Source organism: Vibrio sp. MEBiC08052 (assembly GCF_001506075.1).
Classification (GTDB): Bacteria; Pseudomonadota; Gammaproteobacteria; order Enterobacterales; family Vibrionaceae; genus Vibrio.
Window position 1 is genome coordinate 1478265 of the sequence record NZ_KQ947475.1, and the last position, 23709, is coordinate 1501973.

A 23709-nucleotide genomic window follows, 5' to 3' on the forward strand; every position below is an offset into this window, starting at 1 on the left:
GCGCTGCCAGCATCATCAATCCACAAAATAAATCGGGGTATTGATCTATTGCGATAGGATATTATTCACCCGATGTTCCTCGATAGTTCTGCATCATTCGGCTTTCATCCGGCAGCGTTTTTGGTATGATCACGCTATCTAATTTTATGCCAGATTTCGTTATGCTGAACGCTTTTATTGCCGTATTGCTTCCAATGACCGCCGGAGCACAATTTATTCTTACGCTTGTTTTGACCAAAGGGGAAATTTGTCCGGGACAACGGGGGAGAATTCACCGCATTTTACCGCTGCTGTTGGTGCTATGGCTGCTGGTCGCTTCCCAGCATTTATATACGCTTGTGAATGTTGTGCTGATCGGTTATTTCTATTCTCAGGTTAAAACGGGTAAGACGCGAGAGGAAGGGCCACTCAAAATACTCTACCTTGCCAATGGAGTGGCCGGACTGACGCTGTTGTATGCCATTCTGAGCACTCCGAACTGGGTTGCTGCGGTCACGTTAGTCTTGTCATGTTTGTTGTTAGGGGCGATTGCCGCTCATTGGTTACTGACCATTGCCAGAACACGCTTGCAAGCTTTTCATCGTTTGTTACCGGTTATCGGCATTCTGACAGCAATATTACTGACGCTGTGTATTGTTCCACTGGCTGCCAGTATGGATCCGATTCAGTTGCAAAACGTATTGCACTCGATTTTACTCAGTTTTTCTCTGTTAGTGACGGCTGTGATTATCTGGTCATGGCATTTACTGACGACTAAAAATGCGGACAAAGTACAGCTGGGAATTTCCTGTCTGGTGCTTTTAACGGCGATGAGCGGATTCCACCAGTTGTATTTTTATTAAGTTGCTTGTCACGATTTCGCACTACACTTAAATCAGGTTGACTTCATTCAGGCTTACAACCTCAGAATCACCGAAAGGAGGGTAGTGATGGACTTTTCAAATATTGACCGTTTAGACCATTCGATTTTGCTGGGCATCGTCAATGAGAAACTGCGACTCGAATGTGAAAGTTTTGACGATTTGGTGACGACGTATGAGTGTGACTCTCAAGCCGTGCTCGATAAGTTAGGTCATTTGGGTTATCAGTACGATCCGCTGACCAATCAGTTTAAAGCCGATCATTGAGTCGTTTCATTGGTCGAGTGGCAGTCATGATTGATGACCGGTGACAACAGAAAGGCGACTCGGGCCGGATGGTGACATCCAGCCTTTGCTATTCTGATTCACTGACGGGCGTGTAAAATGAACGTTTCGGACTGTCGAGCACCACATGGGTCGTAACCCGGCGGATTTTGGGATTTTCCTGCATCAGTTTTTCGATGAATGCATCATATTCCAGCGCGGTTGCCGCGGTCACCAAGACTATCAGATCAAACTGCCCGGTGACATAATAGATCTGTTGGATATTTTCTTTCTGCTCAGCCCAACTTTTGAAGTGGGACAGTGTCTGGTAGTTGTCCCGTTCGATCTCTAAACCGGCTAAAAAGCTCATATGATTGATCAGATATTGCGGATCAATGATTGCCACTTCCTGTTGAATAACCCCCTCCTGACGTAATTTTTTGATCCGGCGTTGTACGGCGGATGCCGATAATCCAATCTGTTCGGCAATCCGTTCGGTTTGCAGCCGACAGTTACGTTGCATGATATCCAGTATTTTCTTATCAAATAAGTCAAGTTGCATATTTTAAGGTCTCTGATGCGGATTTTCTGCATATTACGATAAAATATGCAGAAAATCATAGTTTGATTCGGTTATTTCTCCGTTCAGCCGCTCTTGTTTACCCGATACTATCGAGTCCGGGATGGTGTGTTATCCAGTACATGCCTGTCTCATTTTCTCACTGCTGTTTTGAACCTTACGGAAGTTTGTATTGATGTCTGAGTCTAAGTCCCCACCGTATTATCCTGAAACACTGGCACTTTCGGCTGGTTTTTTTCCGGATCAGCAAACCGGAGTCACGACCCCCAATATTACAATGTCGGTCAATCACTGTTTTGTACCGGAGGACGGTTCGTTTTCCGCCAACGGGATTGAGGATTTAGCCGATGCGCCTTTTTTGTATGCCGGCTGGACCAATCCGACTGTCCGACAGCTTGAGCAGCGGATTGCAGCACTGGAATGTACTGATGATGCCTATGCAACGATGACAGGAATGGCGGCACTGTCAGCAGTGTTTTTTTCACTGTTACGTGCCGGCGATCATTTGATTATCAGCGATGTCTGCTATGCCGCAGTTTATGAGTTGGCAAGAGACATTTTGCCTGACTATGGGATTGAAGTGACCGCGGTGAATCTGACCGATCTCGATGCGGTGGTGCAGGCAATTCGTCCCAATACCCGGCTGATCCATGCCGAGAGCCCTTGTAACCCTTTATTGCGTCTGACTGATCTGGCGCAACTGGCGCATGTCGCTAAACAGCATCAGGTGTTGCTGTCGGTGGATTCAACCTTTGCGACACCGGTGATTACGCGTCCGGCAGTGCTGGGGGCTGATCTTGTCATTCACTCGCTGACCAAGTTTATCAATGGTCACGGCGATGCATTGGGCGGGTGTGTCGCGGGGAACAAAACTTTGATTGCAAAAATTCGTTCCAGAGCGGCAGCGCATTTTGGGATCACGATCAGCGCACAAAATGCCTGGCTGATTATGCGTGGTATCGAGACCTTGTATCCACGGATGAAAACCATTAGTGATTCGGCGTATCAAATCGCGCAATGGCTGGAGAATCATCCCCGGGTGAAGCAAGTGAATTATCCGGGGCTCACATCTCATCCTCAATATGTGCTGGCGAAGGAACAGATGGCTTATGGAGGCGGGATTATTGTTTTTCAGGTCGATGCGATGGATGACATTGCGCAGCGGTTTGCCAGAGATGCCCGTTTATTTTACTACGCTTATTCTATCGGACACCAGCGGAGTCTGGCGGTCTTACTGAAAACGGCTGACTTGATGACATCGACTTACCGGATGACGGCTGAACAGGAACAACAATTTCGACATTATGCCGGAGAAGGAGTATTGCGGTTGTCGATTGGTCTGGAAAATCCGCACGATCTCATTGAAGAGCTTGATCAGTTACTACGTTAATCGGTTCTTCCCGGTTTATATCACTTTGAAGTCTCTTGGAATAAGGATGTAGCAAGAGATAAAAGGTGTGTATGGACTGTCCGTATGGCTTGATTTTTTTGTAGACAAGGTTGTGATTAATTGTGACGAAAGTATTGAAAAGTGCTACTGTTCTGTCGCAATATGTTAAAGATAACTTTGCTGAATAATTCAGCAAAGTTGACAACACAACATCGCATTTCTTGATGGAAATGGTCACAGATATAAAAATCATAAAGGGACAGTATGAATAAAATATTAAAATCAGCCATTGCTGGGGCGGTACTTGCCTGTTCTGCATTGACGACACAGGTTTATGCAGCATCATCTGCACTGGAAAACATCCTGAATAAAGGAGAACTCAGAGCTTGTTTTGACGCTGGTTATGTGCCGTTTGAAATGAAGACCAAAGATGGTCGTTTTGTCGGTTTCGATTTAGATATGGCAAAACATATGGCACGTTCTATCGGTGTGAAATTTGTACCGGTTAATACCGCATGGGATGGGATCATTCCTGCCTTGCAGACCGACAAATGCGATATCATTATCTCTGGTATGACCATTACACCGGAGCGTAACCTGAAAGTTAACTTTGCCGATCCTTACATTGTTATCGGACAATCGGTACTGATTTCACCTAAACTGGCGGGTAAAATCAAAAATTATCAGGATCTTAATGATCCGAAATATACCTTAACCAGTAAGCTGGGAACCACGGGCGCAGATGCTGCGAAACGTTATATCCCGAAAGCAAAGCTGGATCTTTATGACACTGAAATCGATGCCGTACTTCAAGTCTCGAATGGTAAAGCCGATGCCTATGTGTATGATTTACCGTATAATGCCATTTATGCCGCGCAGCATCCACAGCAGGTAACACATCTGGATACACCGTTTACCTATGAACCACTGGGATGGGCAATTCGTCAGGATGATCCTAATTTCCTTAATTTCCTGAACAATTACCTGCGTCAGGTGAAAGGTGATGGAACTTACCAGCGTATTTATGATAAATGGTTCAAATCTGATAGCTGGCTGAAGGATGTTCAGTAATTTCCTCGCGATTATACTCAATTAATATGAAGTACCGGACTTGGGGTTTCCCTTGTCCGGGTGAGCAGTAAACAGAAGAGAATCATTGTAATGCAGTCAAAATCCAGCCGTTGGATAGGTCATGGAATTTATGCCGTAATTATGGTGTTGCTGGTGGGAGGGATTTATTTCTCCGGCAAAACAATTAATTATAACTGGCATTGGGATCGACTATGGCCCTATATCGTCAATACTGAGATGCAGAATATCCGAGCTCACGGTGATGGTGTGTCTGTTATCGAAGGCAATAAAATCATTGTGAAGTTTGATAACGGAGCTCCCGATCAGGTCATCAAGTCCTATGATGAACGAGTGATTGGTAATGGTGATTTAATTTTCGAAGGGGATACCATCGCCCGGGTCGAAGATTGGAAATTCGGGCCGATAGCCGTCGGGCTCTGGGTGACGGTGAAAATCTCTTTCATCTCACTCTTCTTTGCCATTTTTCTGGGCTTGATTTTCGGGTTGATGCGAGTCGCAAAAAATCAGATTGCCCGGGATCTTTCCCTGACTTATGTTGAGATTATTCGCGGTACACCGTTGTTGGTGCAGATTTTTATCGTGTATTTCTTTATCGGTACCGTATTGGATTTGGATCGATTTACCGCGGGCGTCGTGGCACTGTCTGTATTTACCGGTGCTTATGTTGCAGAAATTATCCGGGCGGGGATTCAGTCAGTATCCAGTGGCCAGATGGAAGCCGCTCGTTCATTAGGAATGACGTACCCGCAGGCCATGCTGTATGTCATACTGCCGCAAGCCTTTAAGAGAACGTTGCCACCGCTCGCCGGGCAGTTTATCAATCTGATTAAGGATTCGTCATTGGTTTCGGTGATTTCAATTACCGATCTGACCAAAGCCGGTCGGGAAGTGGTTGCGGGTAGTTTTGCTCCCTTTGAAGTTTGGTTTACCGTTGCCGCGCTTTATCTGCTTGTCACCGGCTCACTTTCGTGGGCGATCCAACTGTTAGAAAAGAGGTTATCGGCTAGTGACTAATAATCAATATTCCGGTGAAGACATGATTGTTGCCCAAGGGATTGAAAAATTTTATCCCAATGGTTGCCATGCTCTGAAATCTGTCAGTGCGACGGTGAAAAGAGGCGAAGTTGTTGCGATTATCGGACCTTCCGGCTCAGGCAAGTCCACTTTCTTGCGGACACTCAATCAACTTGAAGCCATTAACGAAGGTTCAATTATTGTCGATGGTATCGATATGTATGCGAAATCAACGGATATCAATCAATTACGGCAAAATGTCGGGATGGTGTTTCAAAGTTTTAATTTATTTCCCCATAAGACTGCTTTAGAAAATGTGATGTTGGCACCATTGAAAGTGGCTAAACGTCCGGCGAAAGAGGTTGAAGCCGCTGCGAAAGCGTTAATGAAACGCGTTGGTCTGGCTGAGCGGATGAATAACTATCCTTCTCATCTGTCCGGTGGGCAACAGCAACGCGTGGCGATAGCCCGGGCATTGGCGATGGAGCCGGATTTGATGTTGTTCGATGAACCGACATCAGCGCTTGACCCGGAAATGGTCGGTGAAGTGTTGGATGTGATTAAAGGATTGGCAGCAGAGGGTATGACGATGGTGATCGTGACTCATGAAATGGGATTCGCCAAAGAGGTCGCCGACCGCGTGTTGTTTATGGAAGAAGGTGCCCTGTTGGTTGATGATACGCCTCAGGTGGTGTTTGAATCCCCGCCTCATCCCCGTTTACAGCAATTTCTTGCCAAAATTTTATAATTGAATTTTCCGCCAGTTAACAACTGGCGGAAGTCATTTCTATCAGGCGATTTTTATCCCTTCTAAGTGCGTTTTACACTGTTGCCGTGCTGTGGCAAAGAAAGCCTGTAGATAACGTTTCTCTTTTTCCCCATGTCGTACGGCAGCAAATAGTCGCCGCCATAATCCTTGTCCCAGAGGCTTGCTGGTGATCAGGCGCTGGCGGGAAAATTCGCTGATGGCCCAATTGGGCAGTGCTGCAACCCCTAAGCCGGCTGAAACCATCTGCACCAGCATGAGCGTATTGTCCGCCTGTTTCCATTTCAGCGGTTCTACACCGGCCGGATGAAGAAAGTGTTTATACACATCGAGGCGCTGTTTCGGCACCGGATAAGTCAGCATGGTCTGTCCGGCTAAGTCTGCCGGTTGAATGGCAGCAACGTCAGCTAGCGGATGATTGATTGCGGTCACAAGGCGCATTTCAAAATCAAACAACGGCTCATAATGGACTTCGGAGCGAGGCATAATATCCGAGGTGATCAAGAGATCAAGCTCTCCCGCCAGCAGTGCCGGGAGTGGTTCAAAACCAAATCCGGAAGAAAAGTCCAGCGTCACATCCGGCCAGCCAAGCTGATATTCCTTGAGCGCTGGCATCAGCCATTGAAAACAGGAATGACAGTCGATTGCCATATGCAAACGCCCATTGACATCTTCTTTAAGACTGGCGATTTGATGTTCTGCCTGAGCCATGCGTGGTAATACATCCTCTGCCAGTCGTAGCAAAATCTCACCTTCGGACGTAAATCGAACTGGTCGTGTTTTTCTGAGAAACAGCGGACTGCCAATCCGTGATTCCAGATCTTTAATTTGATGAGACAGGGCCGATTGGGTCAGGTGTAGTGTGGTTGCCGTTGCGGTTAACGAACCGGTATCTCGGAGTGAAATCAATGTTTTGAGATGTTTGATTTCTAACATGAGTTTTCCTCATTCATGATAAATCATGTTGAATATTTTTACTAAATTACGCTGAAACCAAGCACATGTAAACATCTGGACGTCGATATGAGTTAGTTAATTTCAATTTATTTTTATGATTATGAATTTTATTAATGTACCGGTTGAATAATTGGCGTTTGGCAGTGAAATCATTTTGTACGATATTTTAGCCATCCAGACATCTTAAAGTGTCTGGACGATCAGTCAGTATTCCGATCAATCCGTATCAAATATTCACGGCAAACAATAATCAATCAAAAGGATGGTATTCATGGCGACAACCACACATATTCTGGGCTTTCCTCGTATCGGCGGTAAAAGAGAACTCAAATTTGCTTTAGAAGGGTATTGGCGCGGAGAGCTTGATCAGTCTCAGTTGGCAGCAACTGGCACATCGATTCGTCACGAGAACTGGACACTTCAAGCGGACAATCAGCTCAGTTTTGTCACTGTCGGTGATTTTGCTTGGTATGATCATGTATTGAATACGTCTCTGTTATTGGGCCATGTGCCACAACGCCACCGCGATGGTAATCTCGATATTGATACACTGTTTAAAATTGCCCGAGGGCAGTCCCGGAAAGGGTGTGGCTGTCAAGGCGGTAGTGCTGCTTCGGATATGACCAAGTGGTTCAATACCAATTATCATTACATCGTGCCGGAATTTTCAGCCGATGATACGTTTGAGGTGAGCTGGTCACAGCTATTTGATGAAGTCGATGAAGCCATTCAGCAAGGGCATCAGGTGAAGCCGGTATTACTGGGACCATTGAGTTATCTGTATCTGGGGAAATCCGTGACAGAGGGATTTGACCGATTATCGTTATTGCCCCGGCTTACAGTGGCTTATCAAACCATTCTGGAGAAACTGGCAGCACAGGGGGTTGAGTGGGTTCAGATTGATGAGCCAATTTTGGCACTGGAATTAGAGCGAGTATGGCTTGATGCTTTTCAGTCTGCTTATGACCAATTACAAATGAAAAAGAGACAGGGAACAACCAAGCTGTTGCTCACCACTTATTTTGATTCAATTACCGATGTTTTAGACCGTGTAACAGCCTTGCCGGTCGATGGACTGCATATTGATAGTGTCTCTGCGCCGCAGCAGTTGGATGAAGTGGCCGGAAAACTCCCAGCCGATTGGATCCTGTCTGTTGGCGTTATCAATGGACGTAATGTCTGGCGCGCTGATCTGGCGGCACTACTCCAACAGTTGCAACCCTTTAAAGCACAGTTCGGTGATCGATTGTGGGTCGCGAGCTCATGCTCGCTGCTACATAGTCCGGTTGATCTTTCACTGGAGACCGAACTGAGTGAAGCGACGCGCAGTTGGTTTGCCTTTGCCCGTCAAAAAGTGGCCGAGCTGGGATTACTTGGCGCTGCGTTAGATGGTGATATTAAAGCTGCTGAGGCCTGTCAGAACTATAGTCGCCCGATTGAACAGCGCCGGACCTCTCAGCAGGTGAATAAACCGCATGTCCGGGAACGGGTCGAAGCGATTACTGAAGCATTGGCAACAAGAGTGCTGCCTTATACAGAGCGTGCCACATATCAAAAAGAGTCTTTGGGATTACCATTCTTGCCAACGACAACCATTGGTTCTTTCCCTCAGACCAGCGAAATCAGAACATTGCGGAACGATTTTAAGCAGGGACGTTTGTCCGAAAGCGACTATAAAACAGCGTTAAGAGCACATATTCATGAAGCGGTTGAGCGGCAAGAAGCGTTGGGACTGGACGTCTTGGTTCATGGTGAAGCTGAGCGGAATGATATGGTGGAGTATTTCGCGGAGAACTTATCCGGATTCCAGACAACCCGTTTCGGATGGGTACAGAGTTATGGTTCACGCTGTGTCAAACCTGCCATTGTCGTGGCTGATATTGAGCGTGAAAAACCGATAACGGTAGAATGGTCGCAGTATGCTCAATCTCTCACTTCAAAACAGATGAAAGGGATGTTGACTGGCCCTGTTACCATATTATGCTGGACATTCCCTCGGGAAGATATCACCCGTAAAACGATTACTCAGCAACTCGCACTGGCACTGCGTGATGAGGTCGCTGATTTACAAACGGCTGGTATCAATATTATTCAGATTGATGAGCCAGCAATTCGAGAAGGTTTGCCGCTGAAGAAACGTGATCATCAGGCTTATCTGGATTGGGCAGTTCAGTCTTTCCGTATCGCTGCATCCAGTGCTGCGCCACAAACACAGATCCATACGCACATGTGTTACAGTGAATTCAATGAAATTATTGAATCAGTCGCTGCTTTGGATGCTGATGTGATCACCATTGAAACGTCGCGGTCAAATATGGCGCTGCTCGATGCATTTGAGGCCTTTAATTATCCGAATGAGATTGGTCCGGGCGTTTATGATATCCATTCACCGAATATTCCATCTCAGGAGTGGATGGTTGAGCTATTGAAAAAGGCGGCGCAAGCCATTCCGGCAGAGCGGTTATGGGTGAACCCTGATTGTGGTTTGAAAACCAGAGGCTGGCCGGAAACAGATGCCGCATTACGCAATATGGTCGCAGCCGCCAAAACGCTTCGCGAGTGTTGGGAAGAACAGACCGTATCATGATGGTGATTGCCATAAACCAAGGGCCCCGATATCGGGGCCCTTGGTCATTTAACGAAACTAAATTGACGAAGAACTAACTTATTGCTTTTATGGATATTTTTTACAAGTATTATGGTCGATCAATTGATCAATGATTAACTGACCACGGGTATTACGGATTTTTATCCGATAGGCAAGACCCGCATCGAGATTCGATTTGGTTTCTGTATTGGCACAGTAACTCTGAATACTTTGGGTTAAAAGTGACTGTGTTGACTTGGCTTTCGGCGCATCATCGTTATAAATCATCATGATCTCAATGACATTCCCCTTTGAAGAGGCGCGCATGATGGACAGAGGTCCGGACTTAATCGGGAGTTCAGCATGAAGAATACTAGCGCGGTTGGTTGCAAGTAGCTCCAGCTGTTTTTGCTCACTATGACTACTACAACCGATTAAGACAGCACTTAGCCCAACTGCAATACATATTTTTCTTATCATGAAATGCTATTCTCAGATCGTTAAAAAACTTGTTTATAGGGTTTGACGATAACAGACTGGTATACACCGGCTGCGACATAAGGATCGGCATCCGCCCATGCTTTGGCTTCATCCAGAGACGTAAAATCAGCGATCACGGTTGACCCGGTGAATCCGGCTTCTCCCGGATTTTCTGAGTCAATCGCCGGCAGAGGACCCGCGGTGAGTAAGCGCCCTTCATTTTGTAATTGCTGTAATCTTTCCAGATGCTGCGGCCGAACGCCCATCCGCTTCTCTAAAGAGTTTTCCACATCTTGAGAAAATATGACATACCACATATTTATATCCTTATACAAAAGTCGGGTCGTTGGCTCGACTTGGTTCACTCTCCGGCCGATGGCTTTGAGAGAACAATGATTTATCTTATGGATGAAGCTCAATCATTCTCGGACGTCCGTCACTATCGACGGCCACGTAGTTAAATGTGGCTTCACAGACCTGAAACCGTTCACCAATGCCGTGTGCATGAACGGGTTTAACCCAGACTTCAAGCTCAATTGACATTGAGCTACGACCGATTCGGACACACTCGCCATAACAACAAACCACATCCCCGACACTGACGGGTTTCTTAAAAGTAATGCTTGAAACGGAAACCGTGACGATTCTGCCGTGTGAGATTTCTTTTGCCAGAATGCCACCGGCCAAATCCAGCTGTGACATAATCCAGCCGCCAAAAATATCACCGTTAGCATTGGTATCCGCCGGCATCGCAAGCGTTCGTGAAAGGAGCTGGCCTTTCGGGGTATTCACTTCAGATTTCATAATTTCGTACTACATATGTTGAACGCTTTCAGGGGAAGCGTTGATTCATCAATCAAATACAATGAATTCATCCAACTTCGAAACAATAACAGATGGTGCATCGGATTTCACACAGAAGCAAGAAAGAACCGATGCAAGTTCACGTTTTTCGGGTTACTGATGATTGTCTTTATCTTTGGGTAAGCGAGTATAGATGTATGCACCGGTTAGTAAGGTGTAGACCAGCGTTGCGATCAGCAGACCAAAGACTTTGAAATCAACCCAGACATCTAAAGGTAGTCTGAAAGCGATATAGACATTAATCGCTGCACAAGCAACAAAAAAGAGCACCCAAGCCCAGTTAATTTTTGACCAGACATCATCCGAAAGTTGCAGCTCTTTACCCAACATGCCTTTAATGGCCGATCTGCCCATGAGGTGGGTAACGGTCAAGCCGATGGCAAAGACAAGATAGACGATCGTGACTTTCCACTTAATGAAATTGTCATCATGGAGGAAAATCGTCATCCCACCAAATACCGCGACCAGCACAAAAGTAATGACCTGCATTTTTTCGACTTTTTTATACCAAAAGTAGGTAATGGCGATTTGCAGAGCACTGGCAATGATCAGGGCACCTGTTGCCACATAGATATCGTACAGCTTGAACAGTACGAAAAACACAATAAGTGGAATAAAGTCGATCAGTTGTTTCATGGGGATTCAGTCCTTCACTAAAGAGCGGTACAGTCTAACTAAAATTGGCAGGTATCTGAATAGTCAGATCATGTTTTGTCACGATTTCTGACTGGTTTGATACTGATCTGGATATTTGTGGTTGAGTTTGTTTTTACCGGCTGTTCCAGCGAGCGATGGTATCGAAAATAGATGTATAAAAAATAAGCATTATGGAGTCTCTGCACTAGAAATATATTTATACGTGATTTGTTTTATATACTCTCTTACACATCTTGTTGATTATTAAGAGCTAGATCAGATTATCGAATTCATGTTGGTTTCATCAGTAACATATCTATTTATAATGATTTTGCTTGATAAGTCATTCAGTTGAATCCAGAAAAAGTGATATTTAATCAGTAGATAAGAGTGGTGGGATATCGCTGGTTCATCATGACGACAACGAGTGATGTATATATTTTTAACAACAAGGAAATTCATCATGTATAAAAAGCTAGTTGCTATAGCTTGTGCTTCTATTTTATTTGCTGGTTGTGCATCGGTTCCATTGGAAGATGATGCAACAACCAATCAAGCAAAAGCGTTTAACCCGCCCTCTAAAGGTCATGCCGGGTTGTATATTTACCGTTCAGGCGCTTTAGGCGGAGCGTTGAAAAAGGACGTGTGGGTTGATAGTGAGTGTGTCGGTGAAACTGCGCCTGATGTTTTCTTTTATAAGGAAGTTGCCGGTAATCAAGCGCATCAAATTTCGACTGAATCAGAATTTTCTCCGAATGTCTTATCGGTGACAACAGAGAGTGGCGAGAACTACTTTATTAAACAATATATCAAACTGGGTGTATTTGTCGGTGGTGCCGGTCTGGAAGAAGTGAATGCCGAAGAAGCCAAGAAAACCATTCAAAAGCTGAAAATGGCGAAGCCGGGCCACTGTAGTAAATAGTGAACGGATTGAATCACTTTCTTTGATATGCTGAAGCAGGTTCCGTGATGAGCGTTGAACCTGTTTTTTATGGGAGCAGTACAGCGTATTGCGCGACCAGCTTACGTAACAAAAAAGCGATGTAACAAAAAACCACTCACGAATGAGTGGTTTTTGAAGATCAATCTGTAATTAATAAAGCGTTATGCTTCTTGTTCAACAGTCTTTTCTTCTGTTGCCGGTTCTTCAATTAAAGCATCGACAATTACTGCACAGGCTGCATCACCCGTGATATTCAGTGCGGTACGAATCATGTCGAAAATACGATCCAGAGCAAATAACAGCGGCAGACCTTCAATTGGAATCCCAGCTGAAAGTAGGACGGCGACCACAAGGAAAGATGGTCCGGGAACACCAGCCTGACCGACGGCACCAAGTGTTGCTGTCACGATAATGGCAATGTAGGAACCAACACTTAGGTCAATGTTAAATAACTGAGCAAAGAAAATTGCAACCAGTCCGTAGTAAATTGCGTTACCGGACATATTAATCGTGGCACCCAGCGGGAGTACGAACGATGCGGTTGAGTTTCTGACACCAAGGTCGTTTTCAACAGTATCCATGGTCACGGGCAGGGTTGCCATTGACGATGCTGTGGATAGGGCAACAGCTTGAGGTTTTTTCATTGCACCAATGAATTTACGCGCTGACGTTTTGGTAAACACCTGAATCATCAGTGGATAGACAATAAAACCAAAAATCAGAATAGCAGCGACATAGACGACAAAGAGTTTCAGGACAACAGTCAGGGCACTGAAACCAAATGTACCGACTGCTTCTGCCATCAGGCCGAAAACCCCGATTGGCGCAATGACCATCACTTTATTGATCATCCAGACCATTGCATCAACAATCGTGTTGACACCATTGATGATTGGTAAACGTCTTTCTTCACTCTGTTTGGCGAGTGCAACACCGAAGAAGAGGCAGAACACCAGTATTTGTAGAATATTTGCGTTATTCAGTGACTGGAAAACGTTGGTTGGGATCATACCGATAATGGTCGCCCAAAAAGTAGGGAGTTCACCTTTTGACGCATATTCTGAAGAGAACATGCCTTCAACACCGGAAACATCGATTCCGATACCGGGTTGGAAAATATGTCCCATCAAGAGTGCTAAGGCAACTGCCAGTGCAGAAGTGACGGCAAAGTACCCCAGAGTTACGGCACCGACTTTACCTGCGGAATGGCTGTTCCCCAAACCGGCAGAGCCTGAAATCAGTGCAACGGCAACCAATGGAATGACCAGCATCTTAATCAGATTGATAAAGATAGCCCCGAGTGGTGAGAACATTGCGGCGTCATGCCCCATGGCTGCACCGACAATCGAACCCAGAATCATCGCGATGACAACCTGAACACCAATATTTGATAATAAACTCTTTTCTTTTAACACTTCCGTAACCCTTGTGTTATGAATTTGCAATTTCCTAGGATTACCCACTAACATCATTAACATTTGTGGGTAAATATTCCGGTTAGGTTTTTACACTGATATCTTTTCCCGATCAAGGAATCTGTTATCAAAAATCTCAATAGATAGAAAATTTACGCAAACGTTTGGCAAAAGACATCAAGAGTAGGAAAATATGCTGAATCATGTTTCAATTGTAAAATAATTGTTTATGTGAGCGGGTTTGAATAGTCCTATGTGGCATGATTGGCGGTTTCTGCTGTAGAAACCGCCGATTCAACGGATTAGAGCTGTGTAGCTGCTTTCATCGCGGAGACAAACTGATGGAGTTGGGTCAGAAGTGCCGAGGCATCGTGTTGGTTGGATTCGATGATTTTTACTACCGCCGAGCCCGAGATTGCGCCTGCCGCACCTGCAGCCAAAGCCTGTTTGACTTGTTCTGGTTCTGAAATACCAAACCCGAGTAATGCCGGAGGGGCCTGATATTCTTTCAGAGTTTTCAGCAGGTTATCAACGGGCATTCCGGCTTTTGTTTCCACACCGGTGACTCCCGCACGAGAAAGGAGATAAGTATAGCCTTTGCTGTATGATGCAACGGTTTGTAACGTTTGATGATCTGCCGTTGGCGGAGCAATGAAAATCGGTTCAATCCCATACTTTTCTGCTGATCGAATAAAATCTTCACTTTCGTTGGTTGGTACATCGGCGATCAGAACGGAATCGACACCAGCCCGTTGGCAGCGGTGATAAAAGTCGTCAATGCCACGGGTGTAGACCAAGTTGGCATAGACAAGCAGACCAATCGGTAAATCCGGATGGTTTTGCCGAACTTGCGTGATGAGCTCGAAGCAGATATCAGGGGTAGTTTGTGCTTTGAGTGCCCGCATATTCGCTCCCTGAATGGTTGGACCATCAGCGAGCGGATCAGAGAACGGGATACCCAGCTCCAGTGCGTCCGCACCAGCTTCAATCAACGTATTGATAATTTCTAAAGAGAGTGACGGGGTGGGGTCACCAATGGTTACAAAAGGAACAAATGCGCCTTGATTCTTTTCCGTCAGTTGTTGGAAAAGTGTTTGGTAACGATTCATGACAGCACTCCTTTTTCTTCTAATATTTTGTGGACGGTGAAAATATCTTTGTCACCGCGTCCGGATAAGTTCACTACCAGCGTCTGTTCTTTCTCGGGCTCGCTACGCGCCATCTTCAGGGCATGAGCTAAAGCATGAGAGGACTCAAGCGCTGGGATAATGCCTTCATGGAGAGCCAGTTCCTGAAAAGCATCCAATGCTTCGTTATCGGTGATGTTTTCGTATTCAGCTCTGCCGATGGCATTTAAATGAGCATGTTGCGGACCGACTGACGGGAAATCGAGTCCGGCAGAAATAGAGTAAGACTCTTCAATCTGACCGTGTTCATCCTGCATCAATGGCGATTTCATTCCCAGATAAATACCGGTTTTGCCGTATTTCAGTGGGGCACCATGTTGATGGGTCTCTATCCCTTTTCCGCCAGGTTCAACACCGATTAAACGGACATTTTCTTCGTCGATAAAGTCAGCGAAAATGCCAATTGCATTCGAGCCACCGCCGACACAGGCGATGATAGCATCCGGTAATTTCCCTTCCCGTGCCAAAATTTGATGTTTTGTCTCTTCCCCGATGATGCGTTGGAATTCCCGCACAATGGTCGGGAATGGGTGAGGCCCAGCAGCCGTCCCTAATAAATAGTGTGACGTTTCGTAACTTGCAGACCAGTCTCGCATCGCCTCGTTACAAGCATCTTTGAGTGTTGACGATCCAGAGTGGACCGGAATAACGGTTGCACCCATCAAACGCATCCGAAACACATTCGGGCTTTGACGTTCAACGTCTTTGGCACCCATGTAAACTCGGCATTTTAACCCCAGCAGAGCACAGGCAATTGCTGTCGCAACACCATGCTGCCCGGCGCCCGTTTCTGCGATGATTTCATGTTTACCCATCCGTTTGGCCAACAGCGCTTGTCCGAGCACCTGATTGGTTTTATGAGCACCACCGTGCAGCAAATCTTCTCGTTTGAGATATAGCTTAGTCTTGGTGCCTTTGGTCAGGTTGCGAGTCAGAGTCAGCGCCGTCGGACGCCCCGCGTATTCTTGGAGCAGCGACATAAATTCAGCCTGAAATTCAGGGTCTTCTTGCGCGTCAATAAAAGCCTGTTCTAACTGATCGAGTGCCGGAACCAGGAGTTGTGGGACAAACTGGCCACCGAACTCGCCGAAATAGGCGTTAAGTTTAGACATGATTGATTCCTTTTTGTGTTCTGTCAGGTATCGGTATTCCGACGACTAGTAATCTCTGATTTGTTGAAAAACTTGCTGTAATTTATCAGCATCTTTGATGCCGGGAGCCGATTCAACCCCTGAATTAAAATCCAGTCCGTTACACCCGAGAGAAGCTGCTTCTTTAGCATTCTCCGGCGATAACCCCCCGGCAAGCATCACACCTTCAACTTGGGTGAGTTGTTGCCAGTCAAATGTTTGCCCGGTGCCACCGCTTTGTTGGCCGACTTTGGTATCGTATAAATGGCGATCAACATGCTGTGTTAACTGTGCCGGAAGTTGGTCTGAGACTGCATAAGCTTTCCAGATCGAGATATCAGCAGAGAGTGCTTCTCGGAGCTGATTGACGTAGGCTTGATCTTCGTTGCCATGCAACTGTACAGCACTTAACTGCAGTTCATGGGCAATTTGGGCCACATGTTCGACGGCGTGATTTTGAAATACGCCCACATATTTGAGTGGTGCACCGGACATGGTGATGCGAGCCGACTCTGGCGTGATGTAGCGTGGGGAGGCTTCGACAAAAATTAGCCCACCGTAGACGGCACCGGCCCGGTATGCTTGCGCAGCATCATCGGGGCGAGTCAGGCCACAAACCTTGTTTTCACCGAGCACCACACGGCGAACCGCCATTTCCAGATTTTGTTCGGACATCAGAGAACTACCGATCAGGAAGCCCTGAGCATAGGCTGACAGATCCCGGACTTGTCGGTGTGTATAAATGCCGGACTCCGAAATAATCGTGGTGCCTTTCGGTAACTTTGGCGCCAGCGCTTTGGTTCGGCTCAGGTCAGTCGTTAAATCTCTTAAATTACGGTTGTTGATACCGATGACTTTTGCTTTGAGTGCGACTGCCCGTTCCAGCTCGGCCTCGTTACTGACTTCGGTTAAAATCCCCATGTTGAGCTGATGGGCAACCTGCGCCAGTTCCTGATAAGTTTCATCGTCTAAAACGGAAAGCATCAGTAGAATGGCATCCGCACCATAGTGGCGGGCCAGATAAACCTGATAAGTATCGACCATGAAATCTTTACACAGAACCGGTTGGGTGACCTGATTGCGAACCCGAGGAATAAACTCAAAATTTCCCTGAAAGTACTTTTCGTCTGTCAGAATAGAAATCGCATTGGCATACTGTTTATAGACTGATGCGATATAGTCCAGATCAAAAACGTCGCGGATCAGCCCTTTGGACGGTGATGCCTTTTTGCATTCGAGAATGAAAGCTGCTTTTCCAGTATTCAACGCATCATAAAAACTTCGGTCTGAAGGTTTGAGTAAACTCTTAAAGCTTGCTAATGGCTGATTCTGTTGACGTTGTTCAAGCCAGAGGTGTTTATCGCGCACAATCTTTACGAGTACTTCTGCCATTTCCGTATGTTTTGTGGTGATGTGTTCTGATAACTGTGTTGTCATGTATTAGCTCCGCTGTGCAAGTTGTCGGACTCGCTGGAATGCCTGTCCTGATTTCATGATATCAATTGCTTGTTGGGCATTGGCTTTTAAATCTTCGCGGCCGAACAGACGAAGTAGTAGTGCAACATTCACTGCGACTGCCGCCATTTGTGCCTCTGTTCCTTTGCCCGTCAACAGATTTTCAATCAGTTGACGGTTTTCTTCAGGCGTTCCCCCCTGAATGGCTGATAAAGGATACGTTTTTAATCCGAAGTCTTCAGGTGTTAAGAGATATTCAGTGATCGTTTGATCTCGTATTTCTGCCACTAGTGTCGGGCCGTGAATGGCGACTTCATCCAGCCCGGAACCATGAACCACCGCAGCGCGCTTCATGCCCATTTTTAGCATGGTCTGAGCAATCGGATGAATGAGATCTGGATCATAAACCCCCATCAGTTCGATATTTGGCCGTGCCGGATTGATAAGCGGGCCGAGAATATTGAAAATCGTTCGGGTTTTGAGGGTTTGACGCACAGGCATTGCGTGCCGGACGCCACCATGGTACTGCGGGGCAAACAGAAAAGCGACCCCCAGTTCGTCCAGTGCTTCCCGGGTTGCCTGAGGCGTCATTGCCAGATCAATACCGAATGCATCCAGCAGGTCAGAAGATCCGGATTTGCTCGATACGCCCCGGTTACCATGCTTCGCAACTTTGACACCGCAGGCCGCTGCAACAAATGCTGAGGTAGTCGAAATATTAAAGGTATTGGCGCCGTCGCCACCAGTGCCGACAATATCGGCAAAATCGTAGTCGGGGCGAGGGAATGGTGTCGCGTTATCCAGCAATGCCTGTACGGCTCCGGAAATTTCTTCGGGCGTTTCACCTTTGAGCTTCAGTGCCGTTAACATTGCGGCCATCAGAATGGGTGCCATTTCACCCTGAATAATTTGACTAAAGAGGGTATGGGCTTCTTCCTGAGATAATGAAACCTGTGAGAACAGTTTTTCAATGATTGGTTGCATGTGGTCCTTTCCCCTTCTCTTGATACTTTATAGTTTGGTCAATGATGTTTCGGCTTAGTTCTCTTGAAGTGCCCATTCAATCGTATTTGCCAATAGTTTCGCGCCATAAGTTGTCATGATCGATTCCGGATGAAATTGAAATCCGCAAACTTTGTGTTGTTCATGAATCACAGACATGGTTAAACCATCCACTTCAGCGGTCACGGTCAATGCTTCCGGTATCTCTAAGGCAACCAAAGAGTGATATCTTGCAACCGTCATCGGTGACGGTAAACCGTGATAAACCGTGTGTGCTTGATGTGCCATCAGCGAGACTTTGCCGTGGACGATTTCTCCCGCACCGGCAACCCGGCCGCCATAGGCTTCAACAATCGCCTGATGACCCAGACAGATACCGATAACGGGCACCTGACCGATAACCTGTTGTAACAGTTCCGGCATACAGCCGGCTTCGGAAGGCGCACCCGGACCCGGTGAAAGGACAACGACAGGATCTTTAGTCCGGTTGATCGTCGCCATGATCTGAGCCGTTTCGATATTGTTTCGATAAATGGTGACTTGATGGCCGAGTGAACGGAATTGATCAACCAGGTTGTAGGTAAATGAATCAAAATTGTCGATAAAAATGAGATTAGCCATGACGTTTTTCTCCCTGTGGGCGGTCTGATGCCTGATGAGCCATCTGAATTGCAGCAATGACGGCTTGGGCTTTCCCTCTGGTTTCATCAGCCTCTGCCTGTGGGTCAGAATCGTAAACGACACCGGCACCAGCCTGAACGCTGGCAATCCCATCTTCGATATAGGCTGAGCGAATCACGATACAAGTATCAAGATCACCTTCACCTGTCATATAACCGACTGCGCCGCCGTAGCTGCCCCGGCGCTCTTGTTCAACTGCACGAATTAATTGCATCGCCCGGATCTTCGGCGCACCGGTCAATGTTCCCATATTCATACAGGCCTGATAGGCGTGTAGGGCGTCCAAATCATGTCTCAGTTGACCCACAACCCGCGAAACCAAATGCATCACATGGCTGTAACGGTCGGTTTTAAGGAGATCAGCCAGATGGCGAGTACCGGCTTCAGATATTCTGGCAACGTCATTGCGGGCTAAATCAACCAGCATCATGTGTTCAGCGTTCTCTTTTTTATCATTGCGAAGATCCAATTCCAGCCGGCCATCGAGATCGAAATTGATGGAACCGTCTGGATTTTTTCCGCGTGGACGAGTGCCTGCGATCGGATAGATTTCAATTTGATTGGTCTCACTGGCATATTTGAGCGCGCTTTCCGGAGAGGCCCCAAACAGCGTAAATTTTTCATCCTGAATATAAAACATATAAGGACTTGGGTTGGTCTCTTTGAGTTTTTTATAAGCGGTTAACGGTGACGGACATGGCAGAATAAAACGTCGTGAGGGAACAACCTGAAAGATATCCCCTTGGACAATATATTGTTTCAGATTGTCCACCACGTCACAGAACTCAGCATCACTCATCGAGGGGGTTGCTGTCACATCATTGCATACTACCGCCGGAGGGAGCGGCTGAATGTCCTGACATTGTTGAACAATTGATTTCAGGCGCTGTGATAGCTGTTCCGTTGTCCGTTCATCCGGATTAAACAGTGAGCCCTGAACATGACAACTGCCATTTTGGTGGTCAATAATCATCAGTGACTCGGCGACATAAAATACATAGTCAGGGCACTGGTTCGTCGCTTCTGCATGACCCAGCGGTTCAAAGTTGGCAACGAGATCATAAGCAAACAGCCCACCTAAGAAGATGGCATGTTTATCGAGTCCGGTCAGATCAAAACTATGCTGAATCAGACGCAGAGCATCAAACGAGGAAGATTGTTGCAAGCGAGAGTCTTCATCGAGTCCTGACCGTGGCGCATCAAAGTGGAGTGTTAGTGTTTGTTCGGTCAGTGTACTGGCAACTTCGGATTTAATATTTTTGACCAGATGATGAATCAGATATTTTCCATTCGTGGTCAGTGCATGAAACGTCACTTCATGGCCAAAGCAAATCACTCGCACCGCAGCATCAATGAGAAGCAGACTTTTCAAATTCTCTTTCGAATCAATTTCTGCCGATTCAAGCAGCAGACAATCGCTCTTATCTTCACATAAGGTGTGGAATACAGCGGTTGGATCCGCTGAATAGGGCAAGATTTCTGATAGAAGACGCAGTGTACCGAGCTGAGTGATATCAATGGTGTTATTCATTTACTGATCCTTTATTCTTTATGCCTTCGTTGCCAACTGCTTTCGTGGTTAACCGCTCGCACAGTGCGATGCTGATTAGGAATTAAATGTGTTACACAGCCTGCCCGTCAGAAACTTGTCTATCAAAATAGGGGTGAGAGATTTTGGATTGATGTTGAATTCTTGTAACATGGGGTCTGTGTTCCATTGTGTATTTTTGTACTAGTAAACTAGTGCGAGGGTTTGAAGTCAAGCTTTTATTGGTGAAAAATCAAAAAAATGATGAAAATAGATTTACATAGTCACACCGTCGCTTCCGATGGAAAATTATCTCCGGAGGAACTTCTGCTTCGCGCTGTTTCGTTTGATATTGATGTACTGGCGATTACCGATCATGATTGTGTGGATGGTTTAGATACGGCGCATCGATTTATCACTGCGCAACAATTACCGATCCGTTTGATTGATGGCATTGAAATATCGACGGTTTGGCAAAACAAAGATATTCATATTGTCGGGTTGAATGTTGATGTCACTTCTGCAGCGTTGCATGATCTGATAACACAGCAAAAGCAGCGTCGTGATACGCGTGCGACGATAATTGCGGAACGTCTGGAGAAAGTAACCCGACCGGGCATTCTCGCAGAAGTCAAAGCACTTGCCGGTGATGCGGCGATAACCCGGGCTCACTTTGCACAATGGCTGGTTGAAAATGGTTATGTGAAGACCATGCAGCAGGTGTTTAAAAAATATTTAACCCGCAATCAGCCGGGTTATGTCCCGCCGGAGTGGTGTTCGATGCAAGATGCGATTGAGGCGATTCACGCTGCCGGCGGACAAGCAGTATTGGCGCATCCGGGACGATATCAACTGACAACCAAATGGCTGAAACGTTTGATTGAAGCATTTGCCGAGGTCGGTGGAGATGCGATGGAAGTGGCCCAACCACAACAAGCCCCTCAGGAAAGGCGCAATCTGACCAATTATGCGTTACAATACAAACTGCTAGCCTCTCAGGGTAGTGATTTCCATTATCCTTCTCCGTGGATGGAGTTAGGTCGGAATCTTTGGTTGCCTTCTGATATTGAACCTGTATGGAAAGATTGGGGCTTGTCCGTAGAGTAAGCATCGAGTTGCTCGATGGTGAGGAGTAATAATGAGTCAGTATTTTTATGTTCATCCAGAAAATCCACAAGCCCGACTAATCAATCAGGCTGTGGCGATTATTCGTAATGGCGGGGTTGTTGTTTATCCGACTGACTCTGGTTATGCATTGGGATGTCAATTAGAGAATAAACGGGCACTGGAACGAATTTGCCAAATCCGTCGTTTGGATGATAAACACAATTTTACGCTGTTGTGCCGGGATCTGTCTGAGCTTTCGTTGTATGCCAGAGTGGATAATACCGCGTTCCGATTGTTGCGAAACAATACCCCGGGGCCTTATACCTTTATCTTTAAAGGAACCAAAGAAGTCCCGCGGCGGTTAATGAATCCGAAGCGGAAAACCATTGGTATCCGGGTGCCGGATAACCGGATTGCGCTGGATTTGCTCGAAGCGCTCGGCGAGCCACTGATGTCAACCTCGTTGATCCTGCCGGGTAAAGACACCACGGAATCCGATCCGGATGAAATTCGTGATTCGCTGGAACATGTTGTTGATGTGATTCTCAATGGGGGATACCTCGGAGAACAGCCGACAACCGTGATTGACTTCAGTGAAGATGAAATGGTGGTTCAACGGCTGGGAGCGGGTGATCCGGCACCGTTTAAATGACGATGTTGCCACGATAGTTTTGCTGAAATCGTATGGCCAAAACGTATTATCAAAATAGATGCTTTTTTCACTTTGATTTGAGATAATGTGCGACCGCGATTTTGTGGTCGCATTTTTTATTCGACGTCTGAGAAGACGACAAGCAAGGTAAGTTAATGAGCGAGAAGTTACAAAAGGTTTTAGCACGCGCAGGTCATGGCTCACGTCGTGAGTTAGAAACGTTGATTCGGGCCGGGCGTGTCAGTGTTAATGGCAAGGTAGCTGTTTTGGGTGAGCGCTTAGAAGATGAAAGTGCCGTGATTCGGATTGACGGACACGTCGTCTCAATGAAAGCCGATGAAGAATTGGTATGTCGGGTGCTCGCTTACTATAAACCTGAAGGGGAATTATGCACACGGCATGATCCCGAAGGGCGAAGAACTGTTTTTGATCGCCTGCCGAAAATCCGGGGTTCACGCTGGATTTCAGTTGGTCGTCTGGATGCGAATACGTCCGGACTGTTGTTATTTACAACCGATGGCGAACTTGCTAACCGATTGATGCATCCAAGCCGTCAGGTTGAACGTGAGTATTTAGTGCGTGTATTTGGCGAAATTAACGAACAGAAAATCAAGAACCTTGTTCGTGGGGTTGAGCTGGAAGACGGGGTTGCACGTTTTGAAGACGTCGTATACGCCGGTGGGGAAGGAATGAATCACACATTTTATGTGGTGATCAACGAAGGACGTAACCGCGAAGTCCGCCGTTTGTGGGAGTCTCAGGATACCACTGTGAGCCGCCTCAAACGAGTTCGTTACGGCGATATCTTCCTCGATAAAGCGTTACCTCGCGGTGGCTGGGTTGAACTCAGTTTATCGGAAGTGAATTATTTGCGTAAACTGGTTGAACTGCGACCAGAGCAACGCACTATGATCGATGTGTCTAAAGATAATACTTCCCGCAAGCGCGAACGGGCAAGAAGCCAGAAAATTCGCCGGGCAGTCAAACGCCATGAAGAGCGAATTTCCGCACCGAAAGGAAGAAACCAGCGAGGCCAGAAAGCAGCGCCTCAGGCGAAAGGGCGTCAACGCTAGACCGCAGTGGTTGAATGAACATCGTGAGATCCAATAAAAAAGGTGC

General features: G+C 46.5%; 24 protein-coding genes. 11 read left to right on the forward strand and 13 right to left on the reverse strand.

What is annotated here, in order from left to right:
- Positions 1-161 precede the first annotated feature (161 nt).
- Positions 162-842: a hypothetical protein gene (locus VRK_RS06510; RefSeq protein WP_059122687.1), complete on the forward strand. Its 681-nt coding sequence runs from the start codon at positions 162-164 to the stop codon at positions 840-842.
- Between the two features lie 87 nt (positions 843-929).
- On the forward strand, positions 930-1127 hold the full coding sequence (locus VRK_RS06515) for a DUF4250 domain-containing protein (protein WP_059120617.1): 198 nt from the start codon (positions 930-932) through the stop codon (positions 1125-1127).
- Between the two features lie 88 nt (positions 1128-1215).
- Here VRK_RS06515 and VRK_RS06520 read toward each other — a convergent pair whose 3' ends face one another.
- Positions 1216-1686 carry an Lrp/AsnC family transcriptional regulator gene (locus VRK_RS06520; RefSeq protein ID WP_059120618.1) on the reverse strand — a complete coding sequence of 157 codons (471 nt, stop codon included), beginning with the start codon at positions 1684-1686 and terminating at the stop codon, positions 1216-1218.
- A 193-nt stretch (positions 1687-1879) separates the two neighbouring features.
- Here VRK_RS06520 and VRK_RS06525 point away from each other — a divergent pair, with 193 nt between their 5' ends.
- The 4 genes from VRK_RS06525 to VRK_RS06540 all read left to right on the forward strand — a co-directional run bounded on the left by VRK_RS06525 (position 1880) and on the right by VRK_RS06540 (position 5948).
- Positions 1880-3094, forward strand: a complete 1215-nt coding sequence (locus tag VRK_RS06525) for a trans-sulfuration enzyme family protein (RefSeq protein ID WP_059120619.1) — start codon at positions 1880-1882, stop codon at positions 3092-3094.
- 264 nt (positions 3095-3358) lie between these two features.
- The gene (locus VRK_RS06530) at positions 3359-4165 is read left to right on the forward strand and encodes a transporter substrate-binding domain-containing protein (RefSeq protein ID WP_059120620.1); all 807 of its coding nucleotides are present in this window, start codon (positions 3359-3361) and stop codon (positions 4163-4165) included.
- Positions 4166-4255: 90 nt separating this feature from the next.
- Complete coding sequence (locus tag VRK_RS06535; protein ID WP_059120621.1) at positions 4256-5200, forward strand: amino acid ABC transporter permease; 945 nt, start codon at positions 4256-4258, stop codon at positions 5198-5200.
- Between the two features lie 22 nt (positions 5201-5222).
- A complete protein-coding gene (locus VRK_RS06540) occupies positions 5223-5948 on the forward strand; it encodes an amino acid ABC transporter ATP-binding protein (RefSeq protein ID WP_082671439.1) in 726 nt (241 codons plus the stop codon).
- A 42-nt stretch (positions 5949-5990) separates the two neighbouring features.
- Here VRK_RS06540 and metR read toward each other — a convergent pair whose 3' ends face one another.
- Entirely contained in the window at positions 5991-6902 is a 912-nt protein-coding gene (metR, locus tag VRK_RS06545; protein WP_059120623.1) for an HTH-type transcriptional regulator MetR, read from the reverse strand.
- Between the two features lie 292 nt (positions 6903-7194).
- Here metR and metE point away from each other — a divergent pair, with 292 nt between their 5' ends.
- Positions 7195-9510: a 5-methyltetrahydropteroyltriglutamate--homocysteine S-methyltransferase gene (gene metE / locus VRK_RS06550; RefSeq protein WP_059120624.1), complete on the forward strand. Its 2316-nt coding sequence runs from the start codon at positions 7195-7197 to the stop codon at positions 9508-9510.
- 87 nt (positions 9511-9597) lie between these two features.
- Here the strand turns inward: metE and VRK_RS06555 are convergent, their stop codons facing one another.
- From VRK_RS06555 to VRK_RS06570, 4 genes are all read right to left on the reverse strand, one after another.
- Positions 9598-9987: a GspS/AspS pilotin family protein gene (locus VRK_RS06555; RefSeq protein WP_059122688.1), complete on the reverse strand. Its 390-nt coding sequence runs from the start codon at positions 9985-9987 to the stop codon at positions 9598-9600.
- A 23-nt stretch (positions 9988-10010) separates the two neighbouring features.
- On the reverse strand, positions 10011-10307 hold the full coding sequence (locus VRK_RS06560) for a YciI family protein (protein ID WP_038178332.1): 297 nt from the start codon (positions 10305-10307) through the stop codon (positions 10011-10013).
- An 85-nt stretch (positions 10308-10392) separates the two neighbouring features.
- Positions 10393-10794: an acyl-CoA thioester hydrolase YciA gene (gene yciA / locus VRK_RS06565; RefSeq protein WP_059120625.1), complete on the reverse strand. Its 402-nt coding sequence runs from the start codon at positions 10792-10794 to the stop codon at positions 10393-10395.
- A 153-nt stretch (positions 10795-10947) separates the two neighbouring features.
- Positions 10948-11490, reverse strand: coding sequence for a septation protein A (locus VRK_RS06570; RefSeq protein ID WP_059120626.1), 543 nt, complete (start codon positions 11488-11490; stop codon positions 10948-10950).
- A 463-nt stretch (positions 11491-11953) separates the two neighbouring features.
- Here VRK_RS06570 and VRK_RS06575 point away from each other — a divergent pair, with 463 nt between their 5' ends.
- Positions 11954-12412, forward strand: a complete 459-nt coding sequence (locus VRK_RS06575) for a DUF2846 domain-containing protein (protein WP_059120627.1) — start codon at positions 11954-11956, stop codon at positions 12410-12412.
- A 182-nt stretch (positions 12413-12594) separates the two neighbouring features.
- On the opposite strand, the gene VRK_RS06580 is transcribed toward VRK_RS06575, so the two are convergent.
- From VRK_RS06580 to VRK_RS06610, 7 genes are all read right to left on the reverse strand, one after another.
- On the reverse strand, positions 12595-13902 hold the full coding sequence (locus tag VRK_RS06580; RefSeq protein ID WP_059122689.1) for a dicarboxylate/amino acid:cation symporter: 1308 nt from the start codon (positions 13900-13902) through the stop codon (positions 12595-12597).
- A gap of 248 nt (positions 13903-14150) precedes the next feature.
- Positions 14151-14957, reverse strand: coding sequence for a tryptophan synthase subunit alpha (gene trpA, locus VRK_RS06585; protein WP_059120628.1), 807 nt, complete (start codon positions 14955-14957; stop codon positions 14151-14153).
- Positions 14954-16147 (reverse strand): tryptophan synthase subunit beta, encoded by a 1194-nt coding sequence (gene trpB, locus VRK_RS06590; RefSeq protein WP_059120629.1) that lies wholly within the window; start codon positions 16145-16147, stop codon positions 14954-14956. Before trpB ends, trpA begins: the two co-directional genes overlap by 4 nt.
- A 45-nt stretch (positions 16148-16192) precedes the next feature.
- Entirely contained in the window at positions 16193-17602 is a 1410-nt protein-coding gene (gene trpCF, locus VRK_RS06595) for a bifunctional indole-3-glycerol-phosphate synthase TrpC/phosphoribosylanthranilate isomerase TrpF (protein WP_059120630.1), read from the reverse strand.
- Positions 17603-17605: 3 nt separating this feature from the next.
- Positions 17606-18604, reverse strand: a complete 999-nt coding sequence (gene trpD, locus VRK_RS06600) for an anthranilate phosphoribosyltransferase (protein ID WP_059120631.1) — start codon at positions 18602-18604, stop codon at positions 17606-17608.
- 54 nt (positions 18605-18658) lie between these two features.
- The gene (locus VRK_RS06605; RefSeq protein WP_059120632.1) at positions 18659-19243 is read right to left on the reverse strand and encodes an aminodeoxychorismate/anthranilate synthase component II; all 585 of its coding nucleotides are present in this window, start codon (positions 19241-19243) and stop codon (positions 18659-18661) included.
- On the reverse strand, positions 19236-20834 hold the full coding sequence (locus VRK_RS06610) for an anthranilate synthase component 1 (protein WP_059120633.1): 1599 nt from the start codon (positions 20832-20834) through the stop codon (positions 19236-19238). Before VRK_RS06610 ends, VRK_RS06605 begins: the two co-directional genes overlap by 8 nt.
- A gap of 261 nt (positions 20835-21095) precedes the next feature.
- On the opposite strand from VRK_RS06610, the gene rnm reads away from it, so the two are divergent.
- The 3 genes from rnm to rluB all read left to right on the forward strand — a co-directional run bounded on the left by rnm (position 21096) and on the right by rluB (position 23663).
- Complete coding sequence (gene rnm, locus VRK_RS06615; protein ID WP_059122690.1) at positions 21096-21938, forward strand: RNase RNM; 843 nt, start codon at positions 21096-21098, stop codon at positions 21936-21938.
- A gap of 31 nt (positions 21939-21969) precedes the next feature.
- Positions 21970-22590, forward strand: a complete 621-nt coding sequence (locus VRK_RS06620) for an L-threonylcarbamoyladenylate synthase (RefSeq protein WP_059120634.1) — start codon at positions 21970-21972, stop codon at positions 22588-22590.
- A 155-nt stretch (positions 22591-22745) separates the two neighbouring features.
- Positions 22746-23663 carry a 23S rRNA pseudouridine(2605) synthase RluB gene (rluB, locus tag VRK_RS06625; RefSeq protein ID WP_059120635.1) on the forward strand — a complete coding sequence of 306 codons (918 nt, stop codon included), beginning with the start codon at positions 22746-22748 and terminating at the stop codon, positions 23661-23663.
- The last annotated feature ends 46 nt before the right edge of the window (positions 23664-23709 follow it).